The organism is Pseudomonas sp. ICMP22404 (genome assembly GCF_006227205.1).
Classification (GTDB): domain Bacteria; phylum Pseudomonadota; class Gammaproteobacteria; order Pseudomonadales; family Pseudomonadaceae; genus Aquipseudomonas.
This window is the reverse complement of sequence record NZ_VCNG01000007.1, coordinates 268,380-290,829: the sequence shown is the minus strand read 5'-3', so window position 1 is coordinate 290,829 and position 22,450 is coordinate 268,380. Positions and strand designations below refer to the sequence as shown.

The following is a 22,450-nucleotide window of genomic DNA, read 5'->3' as shown; positions in this document are numbered from 1 at the left end:
CCTGTGGGAGCGAGCCTGCTCGCGATAGCGGTGTGTCAGTTGATGCAAAGGTTCCTGACATATCGCTATCGCGAGCAGGCTCGCTCCCACATTCGCTTACAGGATATTGGAATAATCCGCTTCGATCCGGTCCAGGCTCAGATGGTTCAGGAAGTTTGAGAAACACATCCAGGCCGACAGTGCGTTCATGTCGCGGAACTGGTCGGGCAGGTACTTGGGCGGCACCACCAGGCCTTCGTCCACCAACTGCCGCAAGGTACGCATGTCCTCGAGGGTGGTCTTGCCGCAGAACAGCAGCGGCACCTGCTCCAGCTTGCCTTTACGCACGGCCAACTGAATGTAGTTGTAAACCATGATGAAGCCCTTGAGGTAGGACAAGTCTTTGGTGAATGGCAGGCCGTTCGGCACCGAGCCACGGAAAACCCGGCTGGCATTGCCGTAGCTTTCGGCCATTTCAAAGCCCTGCTCACGGAAGAACTCGAAGACCTGCAGGAAATCGGCCCCTTCCTCCACCATATGGATGGCGCGAGTGCGGTTGGTGAGCTTGCGCAAGCGGCTCGGGTAGGAGGCAAACGTGATGATTTCCATCAGGATCGCCAGGCCTTCCTGGGTCACGGTGGACGAGGGCGGGCCCTTGGACAGGAACGTGCAGATCGGCTGGTTCAAGCCGTTGAGGGTCGTGCCGACGTGTACAAGGCCTTCATGGACCTCCAGAGCCCGCACGTCCCGTTCGTTGAACATCGCGTCGGCGCGGATCTTGATGTAGTCGGCCCCCGCCGCCGCGTCCGCGACGATCCCGTCGGACTCGAACACCCGAATGGTTTCCTCGGCTTCGCCGAAGACCCGGTTGAGGCGATGCTGCAGCAGGCCGACCGCTTCCTTGGCGCTGAGAACCTTGGGCTCGTCCTTCAAATCGCCACGGCCATCGATGTTGTTCAGGTAGTCGGACAGCATCAGGCCCAGGTCGGACAGGGTCGGGTCGCCGGCATGGAAAGCGTCGGAGGCGGCGCCGTAGAGCTCCTGGGAAATCAACCCGAAGTCCTCGGTGCCGCGCGCTTCGAGCATGCGCACCACCATGCGGTACTCCTTGCACATGCGGCGCATGATCTGGCCGACCGGGTTGAACTGCCCAAGCTGACGGGTAATGTCGCGCTCGATGTTCTGGAACTCCAGCTTGACCTTGCTGGAATCGAAGGACAGCGGCCGGTTGAGGTAATAATCACGGTCCACGGCAGGCGGTTCCTTGCCCTTGGCCTTGAGGAACCCCTTGCGGATGTTCTCGTCCCATTTCACCGCGTCGAGAATGCGAATCGGCGTTTGCGCCAGCACTATGCGATCGGACAAGGTGCGTATCGTCTGCTGGTAATCGTCCACCCGGAACTCCTGTGAAAAACGTCCGCTTGCTGCTGTTATTGATGGTTGAGTCTATTGGGCTTTGAGCCGCTGGTAACGCACGGCTTCCGAGAACACATCGGAATTGGCCGGGTCGTCGAGATAACTGAAGACCCTGCTCATGTCGCTGTCCACCAGGACCCCATCGCCCTCCTCGCTCCGGTTCGGCTGGCCGCTGAGGATTTTCTGGCCGATGGCCTGGTTGATCTGTTCCATGTCCAGGTTGTAGACCACCAGTTCCTGCTTGTCGGTCAGTTCGAAACCGGCAATCACGAAATGCCCGCCATACCGGGCCGGCACCTTGGCCGACAGGTACCAGCGGCTGCCATGACGGGAAACGGTCAGGGGAATGGCCTCTCGTTCCTGGGGCCTGGCCCTGAAATAGCTGATGGCCTGGTAGCGGTGCTTGCCGACTTTCGTCAGTTCCAGGTTCAGCGGCTCGCCCCAGGCATTGGTGCTGGTCCAGTGCCCGAGCAACCCCTTGGGCGCGGCCTCGGCGTCGGGCAAGGGCGCCTTGAAAGACACCAGGCAGCCGCTGAGCAGCAGCAACGACATGGCCATTACAACGGCACGCCAGGCTTTCATTGGAACTCCCTATGGCTGGCGACTGGACCCTTGTGGCGAGGGGATTTATCCCCGCTGGGGCGCGTAGCGGCCCTGAAACCACGCGACTCAATATTTCAGGTTAATTGAGTCGCCAGTTTTGGGGCTGCTACGCAGCCCAGCGGGGATAAATCCCCTCGCCACAAGGACCGTGTGTTCAGACAGACGCCAATACCAAGTGCATGTAACGGGTCAAAATACCGAGCATGTCTTCACCGGCGACCGGCTCGGCGCCATTGAGCAAGCCCTGATATTCCATCCGTCCGATAATCGCCGTCAACACTTTGGCATCCTGTTGCGGCTCACGGGAGCCCAATACCTGGAAAAACTGACAGGTGCCGTGCAGCAGGATCTGTTGGTGCGAGCGCACCAGTTCCGCCAGGCGCGGATTGAGCAGCGCTTCCTGGCGGAAGGCCTGCTCGGCCATCAGGTAGTCGCGGCGGCTGTCCAGTTGATGCTGCACGTAGTCGGCGGTCATCCGGGCGATGTCATCGGCCAGTTGCGAACGGGATTCGGGACTGCCATCGCCATACGCGACCATTTCCCGCAGCAAGCCTTCGTTGTTGGTCCACAGCTTGGCCATGAACGCCGCGCTACGCTCCACGTATTGGGCGAAGGTATCGGTGAGCAGGTCATCGATGTCCTTGAAATAATACGTGGTAGCCGACAACGGCACGCCCGCTTCGGCGGCCACTGCCCGATGTCGCACGGCTCGCACACCATCGCGCACCACAATGCGCATGGCCGCATCGAGAATCTCCTGGCGACGCTGCTCACTGCCCTGTCGGCTCGCCTTGCGGCCTTGGTACTGAACACTTTCAGCGACTGCAGTGGCGACGCCCGCTGCACCTTCTGGAGACATTGCACGATTCACGACAGGTCTTTCCTCGCTATTTCAAAAAAGTAACCAATTGATACGTTTGTACCAGACAGGCAATAAAAAACCGCCTTCCAGGCGGTTTTTTAATTGAAAACATTTACGCTTGAGGCCGCATGTGCGGGAAGAGGATCACGTCCCGGATCGACGGTGAGTTGGTCAGCAACATCACCAGGCGATCGATGCCGATGCCTTCGCCGGCCGTAGGTGGCATGCCGTACTCGAGGGCGCGCACGAAGTCGGCGTCGTAGTGCATGGCTTCGTCGTCGCCGGCGTCCTTGTCGGCCACCTGGGCCATGAAGCGCTCGGCCTGGTCCTCGGCGTCATTGAGCTCGGAGTAGGCGTTGGCGATTTCGCGGCCGCCGATGAACAACTCGAAGCGGTCGGTCACGTTCGGGTTTTCGTCGTTGCGACGAGCCAGCGGCGACACTTCGAACGGGTATTGGGTAATGAAGTGCGGCTGTTCCAGCTTGTGCTCCACCAGCTCTTCGAAAATCATCACCTGCAGCTTGCCCAGGCCCTCGAAGCCGAGCACCTTGGCACCGGCCTTCTTGGCGATGGCGCGGGCCTTTTCGATGTCGTTGAGGTCATCGGCGGTCAGCTCAGGGTTGTACTTGAGGATCGAATCGAACACCGACAGGCGCACGAACGGCTCACCGAAGTGGAATACCTTGTCGCCGTATGGCACGTCGGTAGTCCCGAGAACAAGCTGCGCCAGCTCGCGGAACAGTTCCTCGGTCAGGTCCATGTTGTCTTCGTAGTCGGCGTAGGCCTGGTAGAACTCGAGCATGGTGAACTCGGGGTTGTGCCGGGTCGAAACGCCTTCGTTACGGAAGTTGCGGTTGATTTCGAAGACCTTTTCAAACCCGCCAACCACCAGCCGCTTGAGGTACAGCTCCGGCGCGATGCGCAGGAACATTTCCATGTCCAGGGCGTTGTGGTGGGTTTCGAACGGCTTGGCCGCCGCGCCGCCAGGGATGGTCTGCAGCATCGGCGTCTCGACTTCCAGGAAGTCGCGCTTCATCAGGAAGCTGCGGATGTGGGCGATCACCTGGGAGCGCACGCGGAACGTCTGGCGCACGTCTTCGTTGACGATCAGGTCGACGTAGCGCTGGCGGTAGCGCTGCTCGGTGTCAGTGAGGCCGTGGTGCTTGTCCGGCAGCGGGCGCAGGGATTTGGTCAGCAGGCGTACGCTGGTCATTTCGACGTACAGGTCACCCTTGCCGGAACGGGCCAGGGTGCCTTCGGCGGCGATGATGTCGCCCAGGTCCCAGGTCTTGACGGCGGCCAGGGTTTCTTCCGGCAGGGTCTTGCGGTTGACGTAGACCTGGATGCGACCGGTCATGTCCTGGATCACCAGGAACGAACCACGGTCGAGCATGATACGACCGGCCACCTTGACTGGAATCGCCGCCTCGGCCAGCTCTTCCTTGGTCTTGTCCGCGTACTTCTTCTGCAGGGCGTCGCAGTAGGCGTCGCGGCGGAAGTCGTTGGGGAAGGCCTGGCCCTTGTTGCGCTCGGCAGCAAGCTTTTCCTTGCGCAGGGCGATCAGGGAGTTTTCTTCCTGTTGCAGGGCTTGCGGGTCGAGTTCTAGGTCGCTCATGTCTTTAAGGATTCCATCACAGGTTCGTTGCCCCCGGCCCCGGGGCCGGAGTTTGCCGGCGAGCCGCGCTTTCGAAAAAGCGTGCCCGCCCGCCGCATGGGTGTCGCGTTATAGCCCCTGTTTGAGGCTCGCTTCCAGGTATTCGTCGATATCGCCGTCCAGCACCTTGTCGCAGTCGCTGCGTTCGATGTTGGTGCGCAGGTCCTTGATGCGCGAGGCATCGAGCACATAGGAACGGATCTGATGACCCCAACCGATGTCGGACTTGCTGTCCTCCAGCGCCTGGGATGCCGCGTTGCGCTTCTGGATCTCCTGCTCGTACAAGCGGGCCCGGAGCATTTTCATCGCGGTGTCTTTGTTGGCGTGCTGGGAGCGTTCGTTCTGGCAACTGACCACGGTGTTGGTCGGTACGTGGGTGATCCGTACCGCCGAGTCGGTGGTGTTGACGTGCTGACCACCGGCGCCCGAGGAGCGGTAGGTGTCGATGCGCAGGTCCGCCGGGTTGATCTCGATTTCCACCTTGTCATCGATCTCAGGGGAAACGAACACCGCCGAGAACGAGGTGTGGCGACGGTTGCCGGAGTCGAACGGACTCTTGCGCACCAGGCGGTGCACGCCGATCTCGGTACGCAGCCAGCCAAAGGCGTACTCACCCTTGATGTGCACGGTAGCGCCCTTGATCCCGGCGACTTCACCGGCCGACAGCTCCATGATGGTCGCGTCGAAACCGCGTTTGTCGGCCCAGCGCAGGTACATGCGCAGCAGGATGTTGGCCCAGTCCTGGGCTTCGGTGCCGCCGGAACCGGCCTGGATGTCCAGGTAGGCGTTGTTCATGTCCATCTCGCCGCTGAACATGCGACGGAATTCCAGCTTGGCCAGGGCCTCGTCGAGGCGTGTCAGCTCGGCGACCACGTCACCGACCGCGCCTTCGTCGTTTTCTTCTACAGCCATGTCCAGCAGGTCGCGGCAATCGGCCAGGCCACTGGACAACTCGTCCAGGGTCTCGACGATCTGCGCCAGCGCAGAGCGCTCACGGCCCAGCTCCTGGGCGTATTCAGGCTTGTTCCAGACACTCGGATCTTCAAGCTCGCGGTTGACCTCGGTCAGACGCTCATGCTTTTGATCGTAGTCAAAGATACCCCCGAATAGTTTCGGAGCGCTCGGACAGGTCCTTGATGGTGTTAAGGATCGGGTTGATTTCCATGGCGGGCAGCACTCGTTGGCGAACTTTTGAAAGCCGGCGAGTATAACGTAATCAAGCGCCGACGGCAGCCCGCCTGGCGGCTTGGGAGGGTAATGAGATTCAACACAGCCCCCACAGGCAACACAGACCTGTGGCGAGGGGATTTATCCCCGTTGGGCTGCGCAGCAGCCCCAAAATAGCCAACTCGATCTGCCAGGCGCACCGAGCTGTCGGATTTCCGGGCCGCTACGCGCCCCAGCGGGGATAAATCCCCTCGCCACAAAAAGCCTTTTCTGTCGCCTTGGGATTTACTCGATGCCCACCCGGTTACGCCCATTGTGCTTGGCCATATACAACCCTTTATCCGCCGCTGATATCAGTTGTCGGCTGTCGCTGCCCTGTTGCGGGGTGACGGTCGAGACGCCGACGCTGACCGTCAGGCTCGCCCCCTCTTCAGGCGTGGTATGGGGAATTTTCAGGGCGACCACGCTCTGGCGCAGTTTTTCGGCCATCAACCGGGCGCCGCCAGGCGAGGTGCCGGGCAGCACCAAGGCGAACTCCTCGCCGCCGTAGCGGGCCGGCAGATCGGATGGGCGGCTGCAGGCGTCGCGGATCGCCGTGGCGACCTTGCGCAGGGCTTCGTCACCCTCCAGGTGGCCAAAGTTGTCGTTGTAGGACTTGAAGTAATCCACGTCGATCATCAACAGCGACAGCTGGGACTGGTCCCGCATCGCCCTGCGCCACTCCAGTTCCAGGTATTCGTCGAAGTGCCGGCGATTGGACAACCCGGTCAGGCCATCGGAGTTCATCAACCGTTGCAGCACCAGGTTGGTGTCGAGCAATTGCTGCTGGCTGACCCGCAGGGCGCGGTAGGCCGCGTCGCGCTGCAACAGCATCGTGTAGGACCGCGAGTGATAGCGGATACGCGCCACCAGCTCGATGTTATCCGGCAACTTGACCAGGTAATCGTTGGCGCCGGCGGCAAACGCCGCACTCTTGACCAACGGGTCTTCCTTGGTGGACAGGACGATGATCGGAATATCGCGGGTGGCCGGATGGTTACGGTATTCGCGCACCAGGCTCAGGCCGTCGAGGCCGGGCATCACCAGGTCCTGGAGAATCACCGTCGGCTTGATGCGAATCGCATGGGCGATGGCCTGGTGAGGGTCGGAGCAGAAGTGGAAATCGATGTTCTCTTCATTCGACAACCCGCGCCGAACCGCCTCGCCGATCATCGCCTGATCGTCGACGAGCAAGACCATGGCGGCATTCTCATCGCTCTTGAAACCGTCGAGCTGTAATTCATTCATGGAGGCTCACCTGAGTACGGCTTTGGCCAGGACTGCTGAGGGCTGTCATCGTGAAAAAATCTCTATCAACCGTGGCGCTATGTTGTCCAGCGCAAGAATCTGCGCAGCCGCATCGATGGCCGCCGCCGCTTTGGGCATGCCATACACCGCACTGCTCCGCTGGTCCTGGGCAATGGTCACATAGCCCTGCTGGCGCATGAGTTTAAGCCCCTGTGCACCGTCGCGGCCCATGCCGGTGAGCAAAATGCCCACCGCGTCGCCGTTCCAGAAGCTCGCGACGCTTTCAAAGAACACGTCGATGGAGGGCCGATAGATCTCGTTGACCGGTTCGGCCGTGTAGGCCAGGGTGCCGTCCTTCAACAGACGTAAATGATGGTTGGTGCCGGCGAGCAACACCGTGCCATTTTGCGGCTGTTCGCCGTGTTGCGCCAGGCGAACCTTGTGCCCCGACGCACTGCTCAGCCATTCGGCCATGCCCGCGGCGAACACCTCATCCACATGTTGGACCAGCACAATGGCCGGGGCGAAGTGCAGCGGCAGGCCTTTGAGCAGAACCTCCAGCGCGGCCGGCCCGCCGGCCGACGAGCCGATGGCCACCAGGCTTTTCCGCGACGCGGCGGGACGCGGCGCAGCCGGCGTGGCACGCTCACGGCTGGCACGTTCGCCGATCAGCCAGCCGATGTTGGTGATCTTGCGCAACAACGGTGCCGCCGCGTCCTCGGGATGCCCCACGCCCAAGGCCGGCGTATCGACCACGTCCAGTGCGCCATGGCCCATGGCTTCGAACACTCGATGGACGTTCTGCTGGCTGTCACCGGTGACGATCACGATGGCGCATGGCGTTTCGGCCATGATCCGCCGGGTGGCCTCCACGCCATCCATGATCGGCATGAACAGGTCCATGAGGATCAGGTCCGGGGTGTACTCGGCACAGCGCTGCACCGCTTCGGCCCCGTTGGCGGCGACCCAGACCAACTGATGCGCTGGCTCGAACGCCAGCGCGCGGCGCAGGGCCTCGACCGCCAGGGGCATGTCATTGACGATGGCGATTTTCAAGCGCGAGCTCCTCCGATGAGTTCGACCACGGCGTCGAGCAAGGCGTCGTCATGGAAACTCGCCTTCGCCAGATAATAGTCGGCTCCGGCGTCCAGGCCACGGCGGCGATCTTCTTCACGGTCCTTGTAGGACACCACCATCACCGGCAACGACTGCAAGCGGTTGTCGCGACGCAACAGCGACACCAGTTCGATACCGTCCATGCGCGGCATGTCGATGTCTGTGATCAACAAGTCGAAATCCTCCGAACGCAACGCGTTCCAACCATCCATGCCGTCTACCGCCACCGCCACGTCATAACCCCGATTGAGCAGCAGTTTGCGTTGCAATTCACGCACGGTCAGGGAGTCATCCACCACCAGGATCCGTTTGCGCGGAGCCTGGGCCTGGTTCTGGCGGGCGATGCGCTCCAGGCGTCCGGTATCGAGCAGCTTGTCCACCGAGCGCAGCAGGTCTTCGACGTCGACAATCAACACCACTGAGCCGTCGTCCAGCAAGGCCCCGGCGGAAATGTCCTGAACCTTGCCCAAGCGTTCGTCCAGCGGCAGGACCACTAGGGTCCTTTCGCCGATGAAGCGCTCCACCGCCACGCCGTAAATGGCCTCGCGCTCGCGAATGACCACCACCTTGAGGTTCTGGCCACTGTCCTGGGTTGCCGGACGATTGAGCAACTGGCTGGCCGCGACCAGCCCGACATGCCGGCCTTCGTGCCAGAAGTGCTGGCGCCCCTCGACCTGCACGATGTCCTCCGGCGCCAGGTCGCACATGCGCTCGATATGAGCCAGGGGAAAGGCATAGGCCTCATCGCCGACGGCTACCACCAGGCTGCGGACCACCGAAAGCGTCAGCGGCACCTCGAGGTGGAAGCGACTGCCTTTACCCACCGTCTGCTCCAATGTCACCGCGCCGCGCAATTGCCGGACCATGTGCTGGACCGCATCCAGGCCGACACCGCGCCCGGACACTTCGGTGACCGTGTCCCGCAGGCTGAAGCCTGGCAGGAACAGGAACGTCAGCAGCTCCTCTTCACTCAGGCTGGCGGCGGTCTGTTCGGGAGACAGCCCGCGCTCGACGACACTGCGCCGCACACGCTCGAGGTCCACGCCCGCGCCATCGTCCGCCAACTCCAGCACCAACAGGCCGGCCTGATGGGACGCGCGCAGGCGGATCAGGCCCTCGGCGGGCTTGCCGGCCAGCAGCCGTTGCTCCGGGGACTCGATGCCATGGTCCACGGCGTTGCGCAGCAGATGGGTCAGCGGCGCTTCGAGTTTTTCCAGCACATCTCGGTCGACCTGAGTTTTCTCGCCCTCGATCTCCAGGCGCACCTGTTTGCCCAGGCTACGCCCCAGGTCCCGTACCATCCGCGCCTGGCCCGACAGCACATCCGCGAACGGCCGCATGCGACAGGCCAGTGCCGTGTCGTACAGCACCTGCGCCCGTTGGCTGGCCTGCCAGGCGAACTCGTCCAGCTCGGCGGTTTTCTGCGCCAGCAACTGCTGGGTCTCGGCGAGCAGGCGGCGGGCATCGCCGAGCGCTTCCTGGGCCTGCAGGCTCAAGGCGTGGTCCTTGAGGTGGACGTTCAATTCTTCCAGAGCGCGCAAACCATTGCTCTGTTGGCGCTTGAGCCGTTGCATCGTTGCCAGCCAGGGCTTGAGGCGCTGGGTCTCTACCAGGGATTTGCTCGACAGATCCAACAGGCTGTTGAGCCGTTCTGCAGTGACCCGCAGCACCCGCTCGCCGCCTTCGGTGACCCGCTTGCCCTTGGGGCGCGCCGGCGCGACCGGCTCCGGCGGTTCGACGGCTACCGGCTCGGCGGGTATCTCGATCATCGGCGGCGTCGTGACCGGTGCCGGTGGCGCGGCGGGATCCAGCAAGCGTCCCATCAGCGCCACGTAGCCGTCGACGTCCGTCGTGCCGACGTTGTTGCCCGGCGTGGCGATGCGCGTCAACAGGTCGGTTCCTTGCAACAAGGCGTCGATGTGTTCGGCGCTCAGGACCAGGCGACGCTCCTGGGCACTCACCAGGCAATCCTCCATGACATGAGCCACGCTGACCCCGGCGTCAACGCCGACGATCCGCGCCGCCCCCTTGAGGGAATGGGCGGCGCGCATGCACGATTCGAGACAGTCAGCCTGGGTCGGGTCACGCTCCAAGGCCAGCAGGCCAGCGCTCAGCACCTGGGTCTGGGCGTCGGCCTCCAGGCTGAACAGTTCCAGCAACGAGGCGTCGCGCATCTGATCGGGGGTCATGACAGGCTCCGGGTCACGGCGGACAGTAGCTGTTCCTCATCCAGCCAACGCAGGCTGCGGCCCTTGTAATGCAATACACCACGGGTGTACTTGCCGCCGGACTGCGAAGCAGTCGCCAGGATGCGTTCGTCGATGGCATGAATGCCATCCACCTCGTCCACCGGCACCACCACGGGCCCGCCCTGGGCGGCGACGATCAACATGCGCGGCATGACCCGCCCGAAGGCGGCCGTTGTCGGGCCGGGCTCCAGTCCCAGCAGCTCGACCAGCGACAGGCAGGCCACCAGCGCCCCGCGCACATTTGCCACCCCCAGCAATGCACGGGAACGCTGGTGCGGCAACGAATGGATCGCTTGCAACGGCGCCACTTCCACCAGGCTGCGGGTGGTCAGGGCCAACCACTCTTCGCCCAGGCGGAACATCAGCAGCGAGCGCGTCACCACATCGACGTCCACCGGCGCATGGACCAGGTCCCGGTCGTCCTGCTGCAAGGCATAGCGGTCCAGCAAGCGGGTGGCCGCGGCCGAATACACCGAGCAGTTGCGGCAGTGGATATGCTCGGTCAGCAACGGGCAGGATTTGTCGCCATGCACGCCGATACGGTTCCAGCAGTCGTCGATTGCCTGGGCATCGTCATGGATGACGTTATGGAAAGCCGAACCGCTCATCATTTATGCTCACTGTCAGCCGCGCGTCCGCTACGGGCGGCACGTTCCTGCAATCGACGGGCTCCGGCCGCGTCTCCCTGGGAAGCCAGCAGCGCCGCCAGATGCACCAGGGCCTCGGCGTGCTGCGGCTCAAGATAAAGTGCCTTGCGATAAAAACCCTGGGCTTCGAGCGCGCTGCCGGCCATGTCGCTGAGCAGGCCCAGCCAATAGAACACCTGGGCGTTGGGCGTGTGGTTGCGCAAGTATTGCTCGCACGCCGCACGGGCCTCGGCGCTTTTGCCGCCATTGGCCAGGGCGGCGATGCTGGCCAGCAAGGTGGCGGCGTCGCTGCTTTTCGGTTCGACGATTGGCGTCACGCTCGTCATGAACGGGCGGGGTCGAACCGCGGGGGGAACGACGCGGGGCTGTGCCTGGCGAATCGGCAACGGCGTGGGCATCAGGGCTGGCACCGGTTGAGGATCGGGAGCGCCCTGGCGGCTGAAGGCAAACGACTGGGCGGCCCCGATCGAGCGCATGCCCAGCCGCCCGAGCAAACTGCCCTCGGCGGGGCCGATGAACAGTACGCCGTCCTGGTGCGTCAGGCGCTTGAGCACCTCGAACACCAGCCGTTGGGTCGGCTGGTCGAAATAGATCAACAAGTTGCGGCAGAACACAAAATCGTAGGGTGTTTCGCTCGCCAGCAGTGCCGGATCCAGTAGGTTGCCCACTTGCAGGCGTACCTGTTCGCGGACCCGTTCGCTGAGGCAGTAGCCCTCCCCGTCGAGGGTGAAATGGCGCTCGCGAAAACCGAGGTCCGCCCCCCTGAACGAATTCCTGCCAAAACGCGCGCCTCTGGCTCGCTCTATCGACAGGGGGCTGACGTCCAGCCCGTCGACCTTGAATTGATGAGGCTCCAGGCCCGCATCGAGCAAGGCCATGGCGATGGAATAAGGTTCTTCGCCGGTGGAGCAAGGCAAACTGAGAATACGCAGGGCGCGCAAGTGCCTGATTTCGGCCAGGCGCTTGACCGCCAGTCGGGCGAGGGTCGCGAAGGACTCCGGATAGCGAAAGAACCAGGTCTCCGGGACAATCACCGCTTCGATCAGCGCTTGCTGCTCCTGGGTCGATGCCTGCAGGCTTTGCCAATACTCATCGGAGGTTCGTCCAGGTACGGCGATGATGCGCTGGCGCACGGCCCGCTCGATGATGGCGGTGCCGACGGAGGTGACATCCAGACCGATGCGCTCCTTGAGGAAGTCGAAAAAACGCTGGTCGCTGTTCATGGCTGAGCCCCAACGTCATCGAGACTCAACGGTGGCGTGGGAAACAGCACGGCACGGACCGCTTCATCGAGCAGGTCATTGACCCGCACCCATTGCAGCAGCCCCTGGACATCTTCGCGCACCGGGCCCAGGTAGGGCGCCTGTCGGTTATCCAGGCCATAAGGCTGGAATTCCAGCGGATCGCAGCGCAACGTGTCGGTGGCCTGCTCCAGGATCAACCCCAGCACCTGCCCCGGCAATTGCTCGTCGGGCCGGTAATGCACCAGCACCAGCCGCGTACTGGTACGGGCCTCGGCGCGTTGGCCGAAGGCCAGGCTGCACAGGTCGATCACCGGCACCACTGTCCCGCGCCAGGCGAATACACCCGCCACCCAGGCGGGTGCCCGGGCGATCGGTTTGAGAGGCAGGCGTGGCAGCACTTCCACCACGTCGGTAGCCTGCAGGGCATAGCGCTCGTTGCCGATGCTAAACATCAGGAACAAGGTTTGACGGGTCGCCGACGCGGCGCCACGCCTGGCCTCGAACTCGCTCATCAGACTTTGAATCGCGAGACGCCGCCACGCAGCCCCACGGCCACCTGGCTCAACTCATCGATGGCAGAACTGGCCTGACGCAAGGACTCCACGGTCTGGCTGCTGGCATCGCCCAGTTGCACCAGGGCGTGATTGATCTGTTCGGCACCGGTGGCCTGGGCCTGCATACCCTCGTTGACCATCAGCACCCGCGGCGCCAGCGCCTGGACCTGATGGATGATCTGCGACAGCTGCTCGCCGACCTGCTGCACCTCGGCCATGCCACGGCGGACCTCTTCGGAGAACTTGTCCATACCCATCACACCGGCGGACACGGCGGACTGGATTTCGCGCACCATCTGTTCGATGTCATAGGTGGCTACCGCCGTCTGGTCGGCCAGGCGGCGTACCTCGGTGGCGACCACGGCGAAGCCGCGACCGTACTCGCCGGCCTTTTCCGCTTCGATGGCAGCGTTGAGGGACAGCAGGTTGGTCTGGTCGGCCACCTTGACGATGGTGACCACCACCTGGTTGATGTTGCCGGCCTTCTCGTTGAGGATCGCCAGCTTGGCATTCACCAGGTCGGCGGCGCCCATCACCGAATGCATGGTTTCTTCCATGCGCGCCAGACCTTGCTGACCGGAACCGGCGGCCACCGAGGCCTGGTCGGCGGCGGTGGAGACTTCGGTCATGGTGCGCACCAGGTCACGGGAGGTCGCCGCGATCTCGCGAGAGGTGGCGCCGATCTCCGTGGTGGTGGCGGCGGTTTCCGTGGCCGTGGCCTGTTGCTGGCGAGAGGTGGCGGCAATCTCGGTCACCGAGGTGGTGACTTGCACCGACGAGCGCTGGGCCTGGGAAACCAGGGAGGTCAGCTCGGCCATCATGTCGTTGAAACCGGTTTCCACCGCACCGAACTCGTCTTTGCGCGCCAGGTTCAGGCGTCCGCTCAAATCGCCGCTGCGCATGACCTCGAGAATTTCCACGATGCGGTTCATCGGCGCCATGATTGCGCGCATCAACAGCAGGCCGCAGAGAACCGCAACGACCATCGCGACGATAAACGACAGGCCCATGGCGACCTTGGCGGCCGAGACCGCTTTGTCTATGGTCCCGGTGGCCTGCTCCGCCAGTTCACGGTTGCGTTCGATGATGTGATTCAGATGCGTCCGTCCGCCGATCCAGGCGGCCGTCAGCTCTGTGTCCAGTGCCCGCCGCGCACCTTCGTAATCCTTGCGCTGATAGAGGTCGAGGACTTTCGCCATCGCCAGGTTGAATGCCTGGTGATTGGTCTCGAACTCGTCGAAAGACGCTTGGTCGGCCGGGTTCTGGATCAGCTTTTGGTAGTTTTGTATTTCTTCACGCAGATGCTGCTCGAAGCCTTGGTAGCGGGCCTTGTCCTCGGCGGTGATTTCCCGGTTGCCCGAGAGGCCGACGATCTGTTGGGTCAGGACGTAGCTGTCGACCCAGCCCCCGCGGATCATGGAACTGTAATACACCCCAGGCACTGCATCGGTACGTACCCGCTCTTCACCGTCCTGGATCTTCAACAACCGCGAATACGAGACAACCACCATCAGCAGCATGATGGCGATGATCACCGCAAAACTCGCCAGGATGCGTTGGCGCAACGTCCAGTTCTTCACAGTAAAACCTCGGGGAGACTTCGAAATGCTGGGGAGTATAGCCGAGGGGCGTGGTGTGCTGATGTTGGATGCCACCACTGTGGAAGCGGGCTTGCTCGCGAAAGCGGTGGGTCAGCGTGCACCTGTATTGAATGTGCCGCCGCCATCGCGGGCAAGCCCTGATGCCAGTCAGTTAAGCCACAAACCTGTGGGAGCAAAGCTTGAAACCTGTGGGAGCAAAGCTTGCTCGCGATTGCGGTAAGTCAGTCAGCAGCAATGTTGACTGTTCTGTCGTTATCGCGAGCAAGCTTTGCTCCCACAGGTTTGCGCTCCCACAGGAGAATGGTGTTTGTCAGGCGTTATCTACAAGGCAGCCCGTCGCACCTGATTCTCCAGCTCGACCTTCAACCCAGGCTCCAGCTTGAGCTGCCGCGCCAGCTCATCGAGGTAGGACTTTTCCATGAAGTTCTCTTCGTCCACCAGCATCACACTGGCGATGTACATTTCCGCGGCCATTTCCGGGGTGCCGGCGGCGCGGGCGACGTCGGTGGGGTCCAGGGGCTTGTTGAGCTCGGCATGCAGCCAGTGCCGCAGTTCCTGGTCACTGTCGAGCTTGGTGAATTCGCCTTCGATCAACTGCCGCTCACGCTCATCCACATGACCGTCGGCCTTGGCCGCCGCCACCAAAGCCTTGAGGATGGCCTGGCTGTGTTGCTCGACCTGTGCCGGAGGGATGCGGTCCAGGGTCTGGGGTTCCGTTTGCGGCGCGCGGCCCTGCTGTGCCTGCCAGTTGCCGTAGGCCTTGTATGCGATCACGCCCAGCGCGGCGAGACCGCCGTAGAGCGCAACCTTGCCGCCGGTCTTGCGGACTCGCTTGTTACCCAGCAGCAACCCCATGGCACCCGCCGCCAATGCACCGCCGCCGGCACCGGAAAGGAGGCCGCCAAGCCCGCCCGACCCGGCCTTGCCCCCCAGCAGGTCACCAAGCCCACCGGCCGGCTTGTTCTGCGCGCCGCCCGCCTTGTTCTGCAACAGGTCCTGGCCGGACCTGAGTAACTGATCGAGTAGTCCACGGGTGTTCATTTCGCTGCCTCCACGTGTTCGGGTAACCGGATTCGCAAGGCCACCAGCCTAAATCGAAAGTGCCCGAAGTCGGCGGCGAGAGTGCTTCGAGATGTTGCTCGCCTCTCAGAGCGCTTCGGCAACCCTTCAGAAAAAACGATATACACTGCAGAACATCGATAAAAACAGCCCACCGGGTATTCGCCCATGATGACCCTGCGTCAGATCCGCCATTTCATCGCCGTAGCCGAGACCGGCTCGATTTCCGCCGCTGCGCAAGCCGCGTTCATTTCCCAGTCCACCCTGACCCTGGCCATCCAGCAACTGGAACAGGAGATCGGTGTCAGCCTGTTCAACCGCCATGCCAAGGGCATGACCCTGACCCATCAAGGGCATCAGTTCCTGCGCCAGGCCCACCTGATCCTCGCCACCGTCGACAACGCCAAGCGCAGCCTGCAGCAAAGCACCGACCAGGTAGCCGGCCATCTGACCGTCGGAGTGACCAGCCTGGTCGCCGGCTATTACCTGGCCGATCTGCTGACCCGCTTCCAACGTGCCTACCCGAATGTGGTGATCCGCGTGATGGAAGACGAACGGCCCTATATCGAACATCTGCTGGTCAGCGGTGAAATCGACGTCGGCGTGCTCATCCTGTCCAACCTCGAAGACCGCCATGCCTTGCAGACCGAAGTACTGACCCACTCTCCGCACCGCTTGTGGCTACCGGCGCAGCACCCGCTGCTGGAGCATGACAGCATCAACTTGACGGATGTCGCCTGCGAGCCGTTGATCCAACTGAACGTCGATGAGATGGAGCGCAACGCCCAGCGCCTGTGGCGTGGCGCAGGCCTGCAACCGAAGATCACGTTGCGCACCGCCTCGACCGAAGCGGTACGCAGCCTGGTAGCGGCGGGACTGGGGGTGTCGATCCAACCGGACATGACGTACCGCCCTTGGTCACTGGAGGGCGACATCATCGAAGCGCGTCCGATCGCCGACCTCAACCAGACCCTCGACGTCGGGCTGGCCTGGCGCCGCGGCACGTCACGACCGGCGCTGGTCGATCCATTCCTGACCGTCGCCCGGGAGCAACCCCAGGGCGGACGCAAGCCATCTATTTAATCGAATGCAGACTTGAGTATTTAGAATTTGTCGACCCGGAGGCCGCGCACTAGTCTTGCGGCATCACCACGATCCCTGTGGGAGCGAGCCTGCTCGAGATGGCGGAGTGTCATTAAAGCCGCTGTCGACAGATAGACCGCCATCGCGAGCAGGCTCGCTCCCACAGGTTCTGTGTTTCAACCGATAAAAAGAGAAATCGGACATGGCTGGCACGCAAACTCCACTGTGCACCGCGTTGCTGATCGATGGGGAGCTTGTCTCCGGCGAGGGATTTGTCGAGCCAATCCTCAACCCGGCCACCGGCGAGGTACTGGCCCATATCGCCGAGGCCAGCATCGAGCAGGTCGAGGCAGCGATCCTGGCCGCCCACCACGCCTTCGACGGATGGTCGCGCACCACCCCGCAACAACGCTCGAACCTGCTGCTGGAGATCGCCGGCGCCGTCGAAAAGCATGCCGATCACCTGGCCCGTCTCGAATCGCTGAACTGCGGCAAGCCATTGCACCTGGCGCGGCAGGACGACCTCAGTGCCACAGTGGATGTTTTCCGTTTCTTCGCCGGCGCCGTGCGCTGCCAGACCGGCCAGCTCAGCGGTGAGTACCTGCCCGGCTACACCAGCATGGTGCGTCGCGACCCTATCGGCGTGGTCGCGTCCATCGCCCCGTGGAATTACCCGATCATGATGGCCGCCTGGAAAATCGCCCCGGCCCTGGCCGCTGGCAATACCCTGGTGTTCAAGCCCTCGGAACACACGCCGCTGTCCATCCTCGCCCTGGCGCCGCTGCTGGCCGAGATCCTGCCCCGGGGTGTCATCAACGTCATCTGCGGAGGCGGCGAAGGGGTCGGCAGCCATCTGGTCAGCCATCCCAAGGTGCGCATGGTCTCGCTGACCGGCGATATCGTCACCGGCCAGAAAATCCTCCAGGCTGCGGCGAAAACCCTCAAGCGCACGCATCTGGAGCTGGGAGGCAAGGCCCCGGTGATCGTCTGCAACGACGCCGACATCCAGGCGGTGGTCGATGGCGTGCGCACCTACGGCTATTACAACGCCGGCCAGGATTGCACCGCGGCCTGCCGGATCTACGCCCAGGGCGCCATTCACGACCGGCTGGTGGCCGAACTCGGTACGGCAGTCAGCAGCCTGCGTTTTGCCGGCAAACGCGACGCCGACAACGAAATCGGCCCGTTGATCAGCACCCGCCAGCGCGACCGCGTCGCCAGTTTCGTCGAACGCGCCCTCGGCCAACCGCACATCGAACGCATCACCGGCGCGGCGGTGCATTCCGGTGCCGGCTTCTATTACCAACCGACCTTGCTGGCCGGCTGCAAGCAAAGCGATGAAATCGTCCAGCGCGAAGTGTTCGGCCCGGTGGTCACCGTGACCCGCTTCGACGAACTCAGCCAGGCGGTGGATTGGGCCAACGATTCCGAATACGGCCTGGCATCCTCGGTATGGACCCAGAACCTGGACAAGGCGATGCAGGTGGCGGCGCGCCTGCAATACGGCTGCACCTGGATCAACAGCCACTTCATGCTGGTCAGCGAAATGCCCCACGGCGGCCTGAAGCGCTCGGGCTATGGGAAGGACCTGTCCAGTGACTCGCTCCAGGACTACAGCGTGGTACGCCACATCATGGCCCGTCACGGCCAGCATCTATAAACAGCACTACGCTGATAACAGGCCATCCATGGCGCTTCACCATTGAAAAACTGCCCCGACCATAATTAAAGCAAGAGGGATTCCCATGTACGCGCACAACACCGTATTGCTCAGTGCAATCACCCTGGCGCTGCTGACCAGCCTCAGCGTCCAGGCCGCCGAACCGCTCAAGACCGTTGGCAAGGGCGAAGGCCAGTTGGATATCGTGGCCTGGCCGGGTTACATCGAACGAGGCGAAAGCGACAAGGCCTACGATTGGGTGACCGGTTTCGAGAAGGAAACCGGCTGCAAGGTCAATGTGAAAACCGCCGCGACCTCCGACGAAATGGTCAGCCTGATGAGCAAGGGTGGCTACGACCTGGTCACGGCCTCGGGCGATGCTTCGTTGCGACTGATCGCCGGCAAGCGGGTGCAACCGATCAACACTGCATTGATCCCCAATTGGAAGAACCTCGATCCGCGCCTCAAGGACGCGCCGTGGTACGTGGTCAACCAGCAGACCTACGGCACGCCATATCAGTGGGGACCGAACGTGTTGATGTACAACACCAACGTATTCAAGCAGGCCCCCACCAGTTGGAGCGTGTTGTTCAGCGCCCAGGCCCTGCCCGATGGCAAGCCGAACAAGGGCCGCGTGCAGGCCTACGACGGGCCGATCTACATCGCTGATGCGGCGCTGTACCTCAAGACCGCCAAGCCCGAGCTGGGCATCAAGGATCCGTATCAACTCGACGAAGCCCAGTACAAGGCCGTGCTGGAGCTGTTGCGGGCCCAGCAACCGTTGATCCATCGCTACTGGCATGACACCACCGTGCAGATGAGTGACTTCAAAAACGAAGGCGTGGTGGCCTCCGGGGCCTGGCCGTACCAGGTCAATGGCCTGATCAACGAAAAACAACCGATCGCCTCGACCATTCCGAAAGAAGGCGCCACCGGCTGGGCGGACACCACCATGCTCCACGCCGAAGCCAAGCACCCCAACTGCGCCTATAAATGGATGGACTGGTCGTTGCAACCGAAGGTCCAGGGTGACGTGGCAGCATGGTTCGGCTCCTTGCCGGCAGTGCCTGCGGCGTGCCAGGGCAGCGAGCTGCTGGGGGCCGAAGGGTGCAAGACCAACGGCTTCGACCAGTTCGACAAGATCGCCTTCTGGAAAACCCCACAGGCCGAGGGCGGCAAGTTCGTGCCGTACAGCCGCTGGACCCAGGATTACATCGCGATCATGGGCGGGCGGTAAGGTCAGTCTCTCGCCACGAAAGTGGCGATGAACACTGCCTTTGTGGCGAGGGGATTCATCCCCGTTGGGCTGCGAAGCAGCCCCAAAGCAGTCTACTGAATTCACCTGACAAACCGAGTTGGTGGGATTCAGGGGCTGCTTCGCAGCCCAGCGGGGATGAATCCCCTCGCCACAGGACAGTGTTCCCATCATTGAAATTTCATGCCGCACCGCTTTATGGAGCACCGCCCCATGACACTCGCAGTCCAGTTCACCCAGGTTTCCCGTCAATTCGGCGAGGTGAAGGCCGTTGACCGGGTCTCCATCGACATCGAGGACGGCGAGTTCTTTTCCATGCTGGGCCCCTCCGGGTCGGGCAAGACCACCTGCCTGCGGCTGATTGCCGGTTTCGAACAGCCGAGCGCCGGTTCCATCCGCATCCATGGCGAGGAGGCCGCCGGGCTGCCGCCCTATCAACGGGACGTCAACACGGTGTTCCAGGATTACGCCCTCTTTCCCCACATGAACGTACGCGACAACGTGGCCTACGGCTTGAAAGTCAAAGGCGTCGCCAAGGCCGAGCGAATCAAACGTGCCGACGAAGCGCTGGAGATGGTGGCCCTGGGCGGCTATGGCGAACGCAAACCGGTGCAGCTCTCCGGCGGCCAACGCCAGCGCGTCGCCCTGGCCCGTGCGCTGGTCAATCGCCCGCGGGTCTTGCTACTGGACGAACCCCTTGGCGCCCTCGACCTGAAGCTGCGCGAACAGATGCAAGGCGAATTGAAGAAACTGCAGCGCCAGTTGGGCATCACCTTCATTTTCGTCACCCATGACCAGACCGAGGCCTTGTCGATGTCCGACCGGGTGGCGGTGTTCAACAAGGGCCGCATCGAACAGGTGGATACGCCGCGCAACCTGTACATGAAACCGGCGACCACCTTCGTCGCGGAATTCGTCGGCACCTCCAACGTGATTCGTGGTGAACTGGCACGACAGCTGAGCGGTTATCCACAGCCGTTTTCGATCCGCCCGGAACACGTGCGTTTCGCCGAGGGCCCGTTGAGCGGCAATGAGATCGAAGTCCAAGGGCGGCTTCACGACATTCAATACCAGGGCAGCGCCACCCGCTACGAGCTGAAGCTGGAAAACGGCCAGATCCTGAACCTCAGTCAGGCCAACACTCAGTGGGCCGACAGCAGCGCTCAGCACCAGACCGGCCAGCAGCTCAGGGTCCGCTGGGCCCGCGAGGCGATGATTACCCTGCACGACACTGTCGGCGGCGAGGCCTGAGATGAATACACTGGCTCTCCCCCGGACACCTGCACCGGGTTCGCTGCGACGGTTTTCCAACCTGCTGTACCGACGGCCCAACCTGTACCTGTCGATGCTGCTGGTACCGCCGCTGATCTGGTTCGGCGCGATCTACCTGGGCTCGCTGCTGACCTTGCTGTGGCAAGGCTTCTACACCTTCGACGATTTCACCATGGCGGTCACGCCGGACCTGACCCTGGCGAATTTCGCGGCACTGTTCCAACCGTCGAACTTCGACATCATCCTGCGCACCGTGAGCATGGCCATCGCGGTGTCCATCGCCAGCGCCGTCGTCGCGTTTCCCATCGCCTATTACATGGCGCGCTACACCAGCGGCAAGACCAAGGCGTTTTTCTACATCGCGGTGATGTTGCCCATGTGGGCCAGCTACATCGTCAAGGCCTATGCCTGGACATTGTTGCTGGCCAAGGGCGGCGTGGCGCAGTGGTTCATCCAGCACCTGGGCCTGGGGCCGGTGTTGCAGTTCGTGCTGGAAATCCCCGGCGTCGGCGGCAGCACGCTATCCACTTCGCACCTGGGACGCTTCCTGGTATTCGTCTATATCTGGCTGCCGTTCATGATCCTACCGATCCAGGCGTCCCTGGAGCGCCTACCGCCCTCGCTGCTGCAAGCCTCGGCGGACCTGGGTGCCAAGCCACGCCAGACGTTCATGCAAGTGGTCCTGCCGCTGTCGGTCCCGGGCATCGCCGCCGGTTCGATCTTCACGTTCTCGCTGACCCTGGGGGATTTCATCGTGCCCCAGCTGGTGGGCCCGCCGGGCTACTTCGTCGGCAGCATGGTCTACGCCCAGCAAGGCGCCATCGGCAACATGCCCATGGCCGCCGCCTTCACGCTGGTGCCCATCGTGCTGATCGCCATTTACCTGTCTATCGTCAAGCGCCTGGGGGCTTTCGATGCACTCTGATTCTTCATCCCGGGCTTCATGGGGTTTGCGCATCGCGGCTTGGGGCGGGCTGGTGTTCCTGCACTTCCCGATCCTGATCATCTTCCTCTATGCCTTCAATACTGAGGATGCCGCGTTCAGCTTCCCGCCCCAGGGCATGACCCTGAAATGGTTCAGCGTGGCCTTCGCCCGTCCGGACGTGCTGGAGGCGATCAAGCTGTCGTTGCAGATCGCGACCATCGCCACACTGATCGCCATGGTGCTCGGCACGTTGGCCTCGGCAGCGCTGTATCGCCGCGACTTCTTCGGCAAGCAGGGCATCTCGCTGATGCTGATCCTGCCCATTGCCCTGCCAGGGATCATCACCGGTATTGCGTTACTGGCCACGTTCAAGACCCTGGGAATCGAACCGGGCATGTTCACCATCGTCGTCGGTCACGCGACCTTCTGTGTGGTGATCGTCTACAACAACGTCATCGCCCGGCTGCGCCGCACCTCCCACAGCCTGATCGAGGCCTCGATGGACCTGGGGGCCGATGGTTGGCAGACCTTCCGCTACATCATCCTGCCCAATCTCGGCTCGGCACTGCTGGCCGGCGGCATGTTGGCGTTCGCGCTGTCGTTCGACGAAATCATTGTCACCACCTTCACTGCCGGCCACGAACGTACCCTGCCGCTCTGGCTGCTCAACCAACTCAGCCGCCCCCGCGACGTGCCGGTGACCAACGTCGTCGCCATGCTCGTGATGCTGGTGACCATGCTGCCGATACTGGGCGCCTATTACCTGACCCGTGGGGGTGAGAGCGTGGCGGGGAGCGGGGGGAAATAGCGATGACCC

At 62.6% G+C, this 22,450-nt stretch carries 19 protein-coding genes; 6 read left to right on the top strand and 13 right to left on the bottom strand.

From position 1 onward, the window contains the following. Window positions 1-96: 96 nt before the first annotated feature. From FGE05_RS15075 to FGE05_RS15010, 13 genes are all read right to left on the bottom strand, one after another. Window positions 97-1,374 carry a flavohemoglobin expression-modulating QEGLA motif protein gene (locus FGE05_RS15075; protein WP_047702097.1) on the bottom strand — a complete coding sequence of 426 codons (1,278 nt, stop codon included), beginning with the start codon at window positions 1,372-1,374 and terminating at the stop codon, window positions 97-99. A gap of 51 nt (window positions 1,375-1,425) precedes the next feature. Beyond that, on the bottom strand, window positions 1,426-1,977 hold the full coding sequence (locus FGE05_RS15070; RefSeq protein ID WP_139646096.1) for a hypothetical protein: 552 nt from the start codon (window positions 1,975-1,977) through the stop codon (window positions 1,426-1,428). A gap of 175 nt (window positions 1,978-2,152) precedes the next feature. Continuing rightward, window positions 2,153-2,857: a TetR/AcrR family transcriptional regulator gene (locus tag FGE05_RS15065; RefSeq protein WP_217505338.1), complete on the bottom strand. Its 705-nt coding sequence runs from the start codon at window positions 2,855-2,857 to the stop codon at window positions 2,153-2,155. Window positions 2,858-2,972: 115 nt separating this feature from the next. Next, entirely contained in the window at window positions 2,973-4,475 is a 1,503-nt protein-coding gene (lysS, locus tag FGE05_RS15060) for a lysine--tRNA ligase (protein WP_139646092.1), read from the bottom strand. A gap of 108 nt (window positions 4,476-4,583) precedes the next feature. Then, window positions 4,584-5,679 (bottom strand): peptide chain release factor 2 gene (prfB, locus tag FGE05_RS15055; RefSeq protein ID WP_139646090.1). Its coding sequence is split into 2 segments (ribosomal slippage): window positions 4,584-5,606 and window positions 5,608-5,679, totalling 1,095 coding nucleotides; the frame shifts between segments, so codons are not numbered across the junction. A gap of 287 nt (window positions 5,680-5,966) precedes the next feature. Continuing rightward, on the bottom strand, window positions 5,967-6,968 hold the full coding sequence (locus FGE05_RS15050; protein ID WP_139646088.1) for a PleD family two-component system response regulator: 1,002 nt from the start codon (window positions 6,966-6,968) through the stop codon (window positions 5,967-5,969). Window positions 6,969-7,013: 45 nt separating this feature from the next. After that, a complete protein-coding gene (locus tag FGE05_RS15045; RefSeq protein WP_139646086.1) occupies window positions 7,014-8,024 on the bottom strand; it encodes a chemotaxis response regulator protein-glutamate methylesterase in 1,011 nt (336 codons plus the stop codon). After that, window positions 8,021-10,273 carry a hybrid sensor histidine kinase/response regulator gene (locus tag FGE05_RS15040; protein ID WP_139646084.1) on the bottom strand — a complete coding sequence of 751 codons (2,253 nt, stop codon included), beginning with the start codon at window positions 10,271-10,273 and terminating at the stop codon, window positions 8,021-8,023. Before FGE05_RS15040 ends, FGE05_RS15045 begins: the two co-directional genes overlap by 4 nt. Further along, a complete protein-coding gene (locus FGE05_RS15035; protein WP_139646082.1) occupies window positions 10,270-10,941 on the bottom strand; it encodes a chemotaxis protein CheW in 672 nt (223 codons plus the stop codon). Before FGE05_RS15035 ends, FGE05_RS15040 begins: the two co-directional genes overlap by 4 nt. Further along, entirely contained in the window at window positions 10,941-12,203 is a 1,263-nt protein-coding gene (locus FGE05_RS15030) for a protein-glutamate O-methyltransferase CheR (protein ID WP_139646080.1), read from the bottom strand. The genes FGE05_RS15035 and FGE05_RS15030 overlap by 1 nt, the downstream gene beginning before the upstream one ends. Beyond that, on the bottom strand, window positions 12,200-12,736 hold the full coding sequence (locus FGE05_RS15025; protein ID WP_139646078.1) for a chemotaxis protein CheW: 537 nt from the start codon (window positions 12,734-12,736) through the stop codon (window positions 12,200-12,202). The genes FGE05_RS15030 and FGE05_RS15025 overlap by 4 nt, the downstream gene beginning before the upstream one ends. Next, the gene (locus tag FGE05_RS15020; protein ID WP_139646076.1) at window positions 12,736-14,358 is read right to left on the bottom strand and encodes a methyl-accepting chemotaxis protein; all 1,623 of its coding nucleotides are present in this window, start codon (window positions 14,356-14,358) and stop codon (window positions 12,736-12,738) included. Before FGE05_RS15020 ends, FGE05_RS15025 begins: the two co-directional genes overlap by 1 nt. A gap of 342 nt (window positions 14,359-14,700) precedes the next feature. Then, window positions 14,701-15,420, bottom strand: coding sequence for a tellurite resistance TerB family protein (locus tag FGE05_RS15010; protein WP_139646072.1), 720 nt, complete (start codon window positions 15,418-15,420; stop codon window positions 14,701-14,703). Window positions 15,421-15,606: 186 nt separating this feature from the next. Here FGE05_RS15010 and FGE05_RS15005 point away from each other — a divergent pair, with 186 nt between their 5' ends. The 6 genes from FGE05_RS15005 (at window position 15,607) to FGE05_RS14980 (ending at window position 22,441) form a co-directional block, all read left to right on the top strand. Beyond that, the gene (locus tag FGE05_RS15005) at window positions 15,607-16,521 is read left to right on the top strand and encodes a LysR family transcriptional regulator (protein ID WP_139646070.1); all 915 of its coding nucleotides are present in this window, start codon (window positions 15,607-15,609) and stop codon (window positions 16,519-16,521) included. 202 nt (window positions 16,522-16,723) lie between these two features. Further along, on the top strand, window positions 16,724-18,181 hold the full coding sequence (locus FGE05_RS15000; protein ID WP_139646068.1) for a gamma-aminobutyraldehyde dehydrogenase: 1,458 nt from the start codon (window positions 16,724-16,726) through the stop codon (window positions 18,179-18,181). An 85-nt stretch (window positions 18,182-18,266) separates the two neighbouring features. Further along, window positions 18,267-19,418 (top strand): putative ABC transporter substrate-binding protein YdcS, encoded by a 1,152-nt coding sequence (gene ydcS / locus FGE05_RS14995; RefSeq protein ID WP_139646065.1) that lies wholly within the window; start codon window positions 18,267-18,269, stop codon window positions 19,416-19,418. 231 nt (window positions 19,419-19,649) lie between these two features. After that, entirely contained in the window at window positions 19,650-20,687 is a 1,038-nt protein-coding gene (locus FGE05_RS14990; protein ID WP_139646063.1) for an ABC transporter ATP-binding protein, read from the top strand. 1 nt (window position 20,688) lies between these two features. After that, window positions 20,689-21,633 (top strand): ABC transporter permease, encoded by a 945-nt coding sequence (locus tag FGE05_RS14985; protein WP_139646061.1) that lies wholly within the window; start codon window positions 20,689-20,691, stop codon window positions 21,631-21,633. Further along, the gene (locus FGE05_RS14980) at window positions 21,623-22,441 is read left to right on the top strand and encodes an ABC transporter permease (protein WP_139646059.1); all 819 of its coding nucleotides are present in this window, start codon (window positions 21,623-21,625) and stop codon (window positions 22,439-22,441) included. Before FGE05_RS14985 ends, FGE05_RS14980 begins: the two co-directional genes overlap by 11 nt. Window positions 22,442-22,450: the final 9 nt, after the last annotated feature.

Coding starts and splice junctions, on each gene's coding strand:
- ydcS (WP_139646065.1), top strand. CDS start 18,267: ATGTACGCGCACAACACCGTATTGCTCAGTGCAATCACCCTGGCGCTG.
- FGE05_RS15070 (WP_139646096.1), bottom strand. CDS start 1,977: ATGAAAGCCTGGCGTGCCGTTGTAATGGCCATGTCGTTGCTGCTGCTC.
- FGE05_RS15065 (WP_217505338.1), bottom strand. CDS start 2,857: ATGTCTCCAGAAGGTGCAGCGGGCGTCGCCACTGCAGTCGCTGAAAGT.
- FGE05_RS15040 (WP_139646084.1), bottom strand. CDS start 10,273: ATGACCCCCGATCAGATGCGCGACGCCTCGTTGCTGGAACTGTTCAGC.
- lysS (WP_139646092.1), bottom strand. CDS start 4,475: ATGAGCGACCTAGAACTCGACCCGCAAGCCCTGCAACAGGAAGAAAAC.
- FGE05_RS14985 (WP_139646061.1), top strand. CDS start 20,689: ATGAATACACTGGCTCTCCCCCGGACACCTGCACCGGGTTCGCTGCGA.
- FGE05_RS15010 (WP_139646072.1), bottom strand. CDS start 15,420: ATGAACACCCGTGGACTACTCGATCAGTTACTCAGGTCCGGCCAGGAC.
- FGE05_RS15005 (WP_139646070.1), top strand. CDS start 15,607: ATGATGACCCTGCGTCAGATCCGCCATTTCATCGCCGTAGCCGAGACC.
- FGE05_RS14990 (WP_139646063.1), top strand. CDS start 19,650: ATGACACTCGCAGTCCAGTTCACCCAGGTTTCCCGTCAATTCGGCGAG.
- FGE05_RS15025 (WP_139646078.1), bottom strand. CDS start 12,736: ATGAGCGAGTTCGAGGCCAGGCGTGGCGCCGCGTCGGCGACCCGTCAA.
- FGE05_RS14980 (WP_139646059.1), top strand. CDS start 21,623: ATGCACTCTGATTCTTCATCCCGGGCTTCATGGGGTTTGCGCATCGCG.
- FGE05_RS15035 (WP_139646082.1), bottom strand. CDS start 10,941: ATGAGCGGTTCGGCTTTCCATAACGTCATCCATGACGATGCCCAGGCA.
- FGE05_RS15030 (WP_139646080.1), bottom strand. CDS start 12,203: ATGAACAGCGACCAGCGTTTTTTCGACTTCCTCAAGGAGCGCATCGGT.
- FGE05_RS15000 (WP_139646068.1), top strand. CDS start 16,724: ATGGCTGGCACGCAAACTCCACTGTGCACCGCGTTGCTGATCGATGGG.
- FGE05_RS15050 (WP_139646088.1), bottom strand. CDS start 6,968: ATGAATGAATTACAGCTCGACGGTTTCAAGAGCGATGAGAATGCCGCC.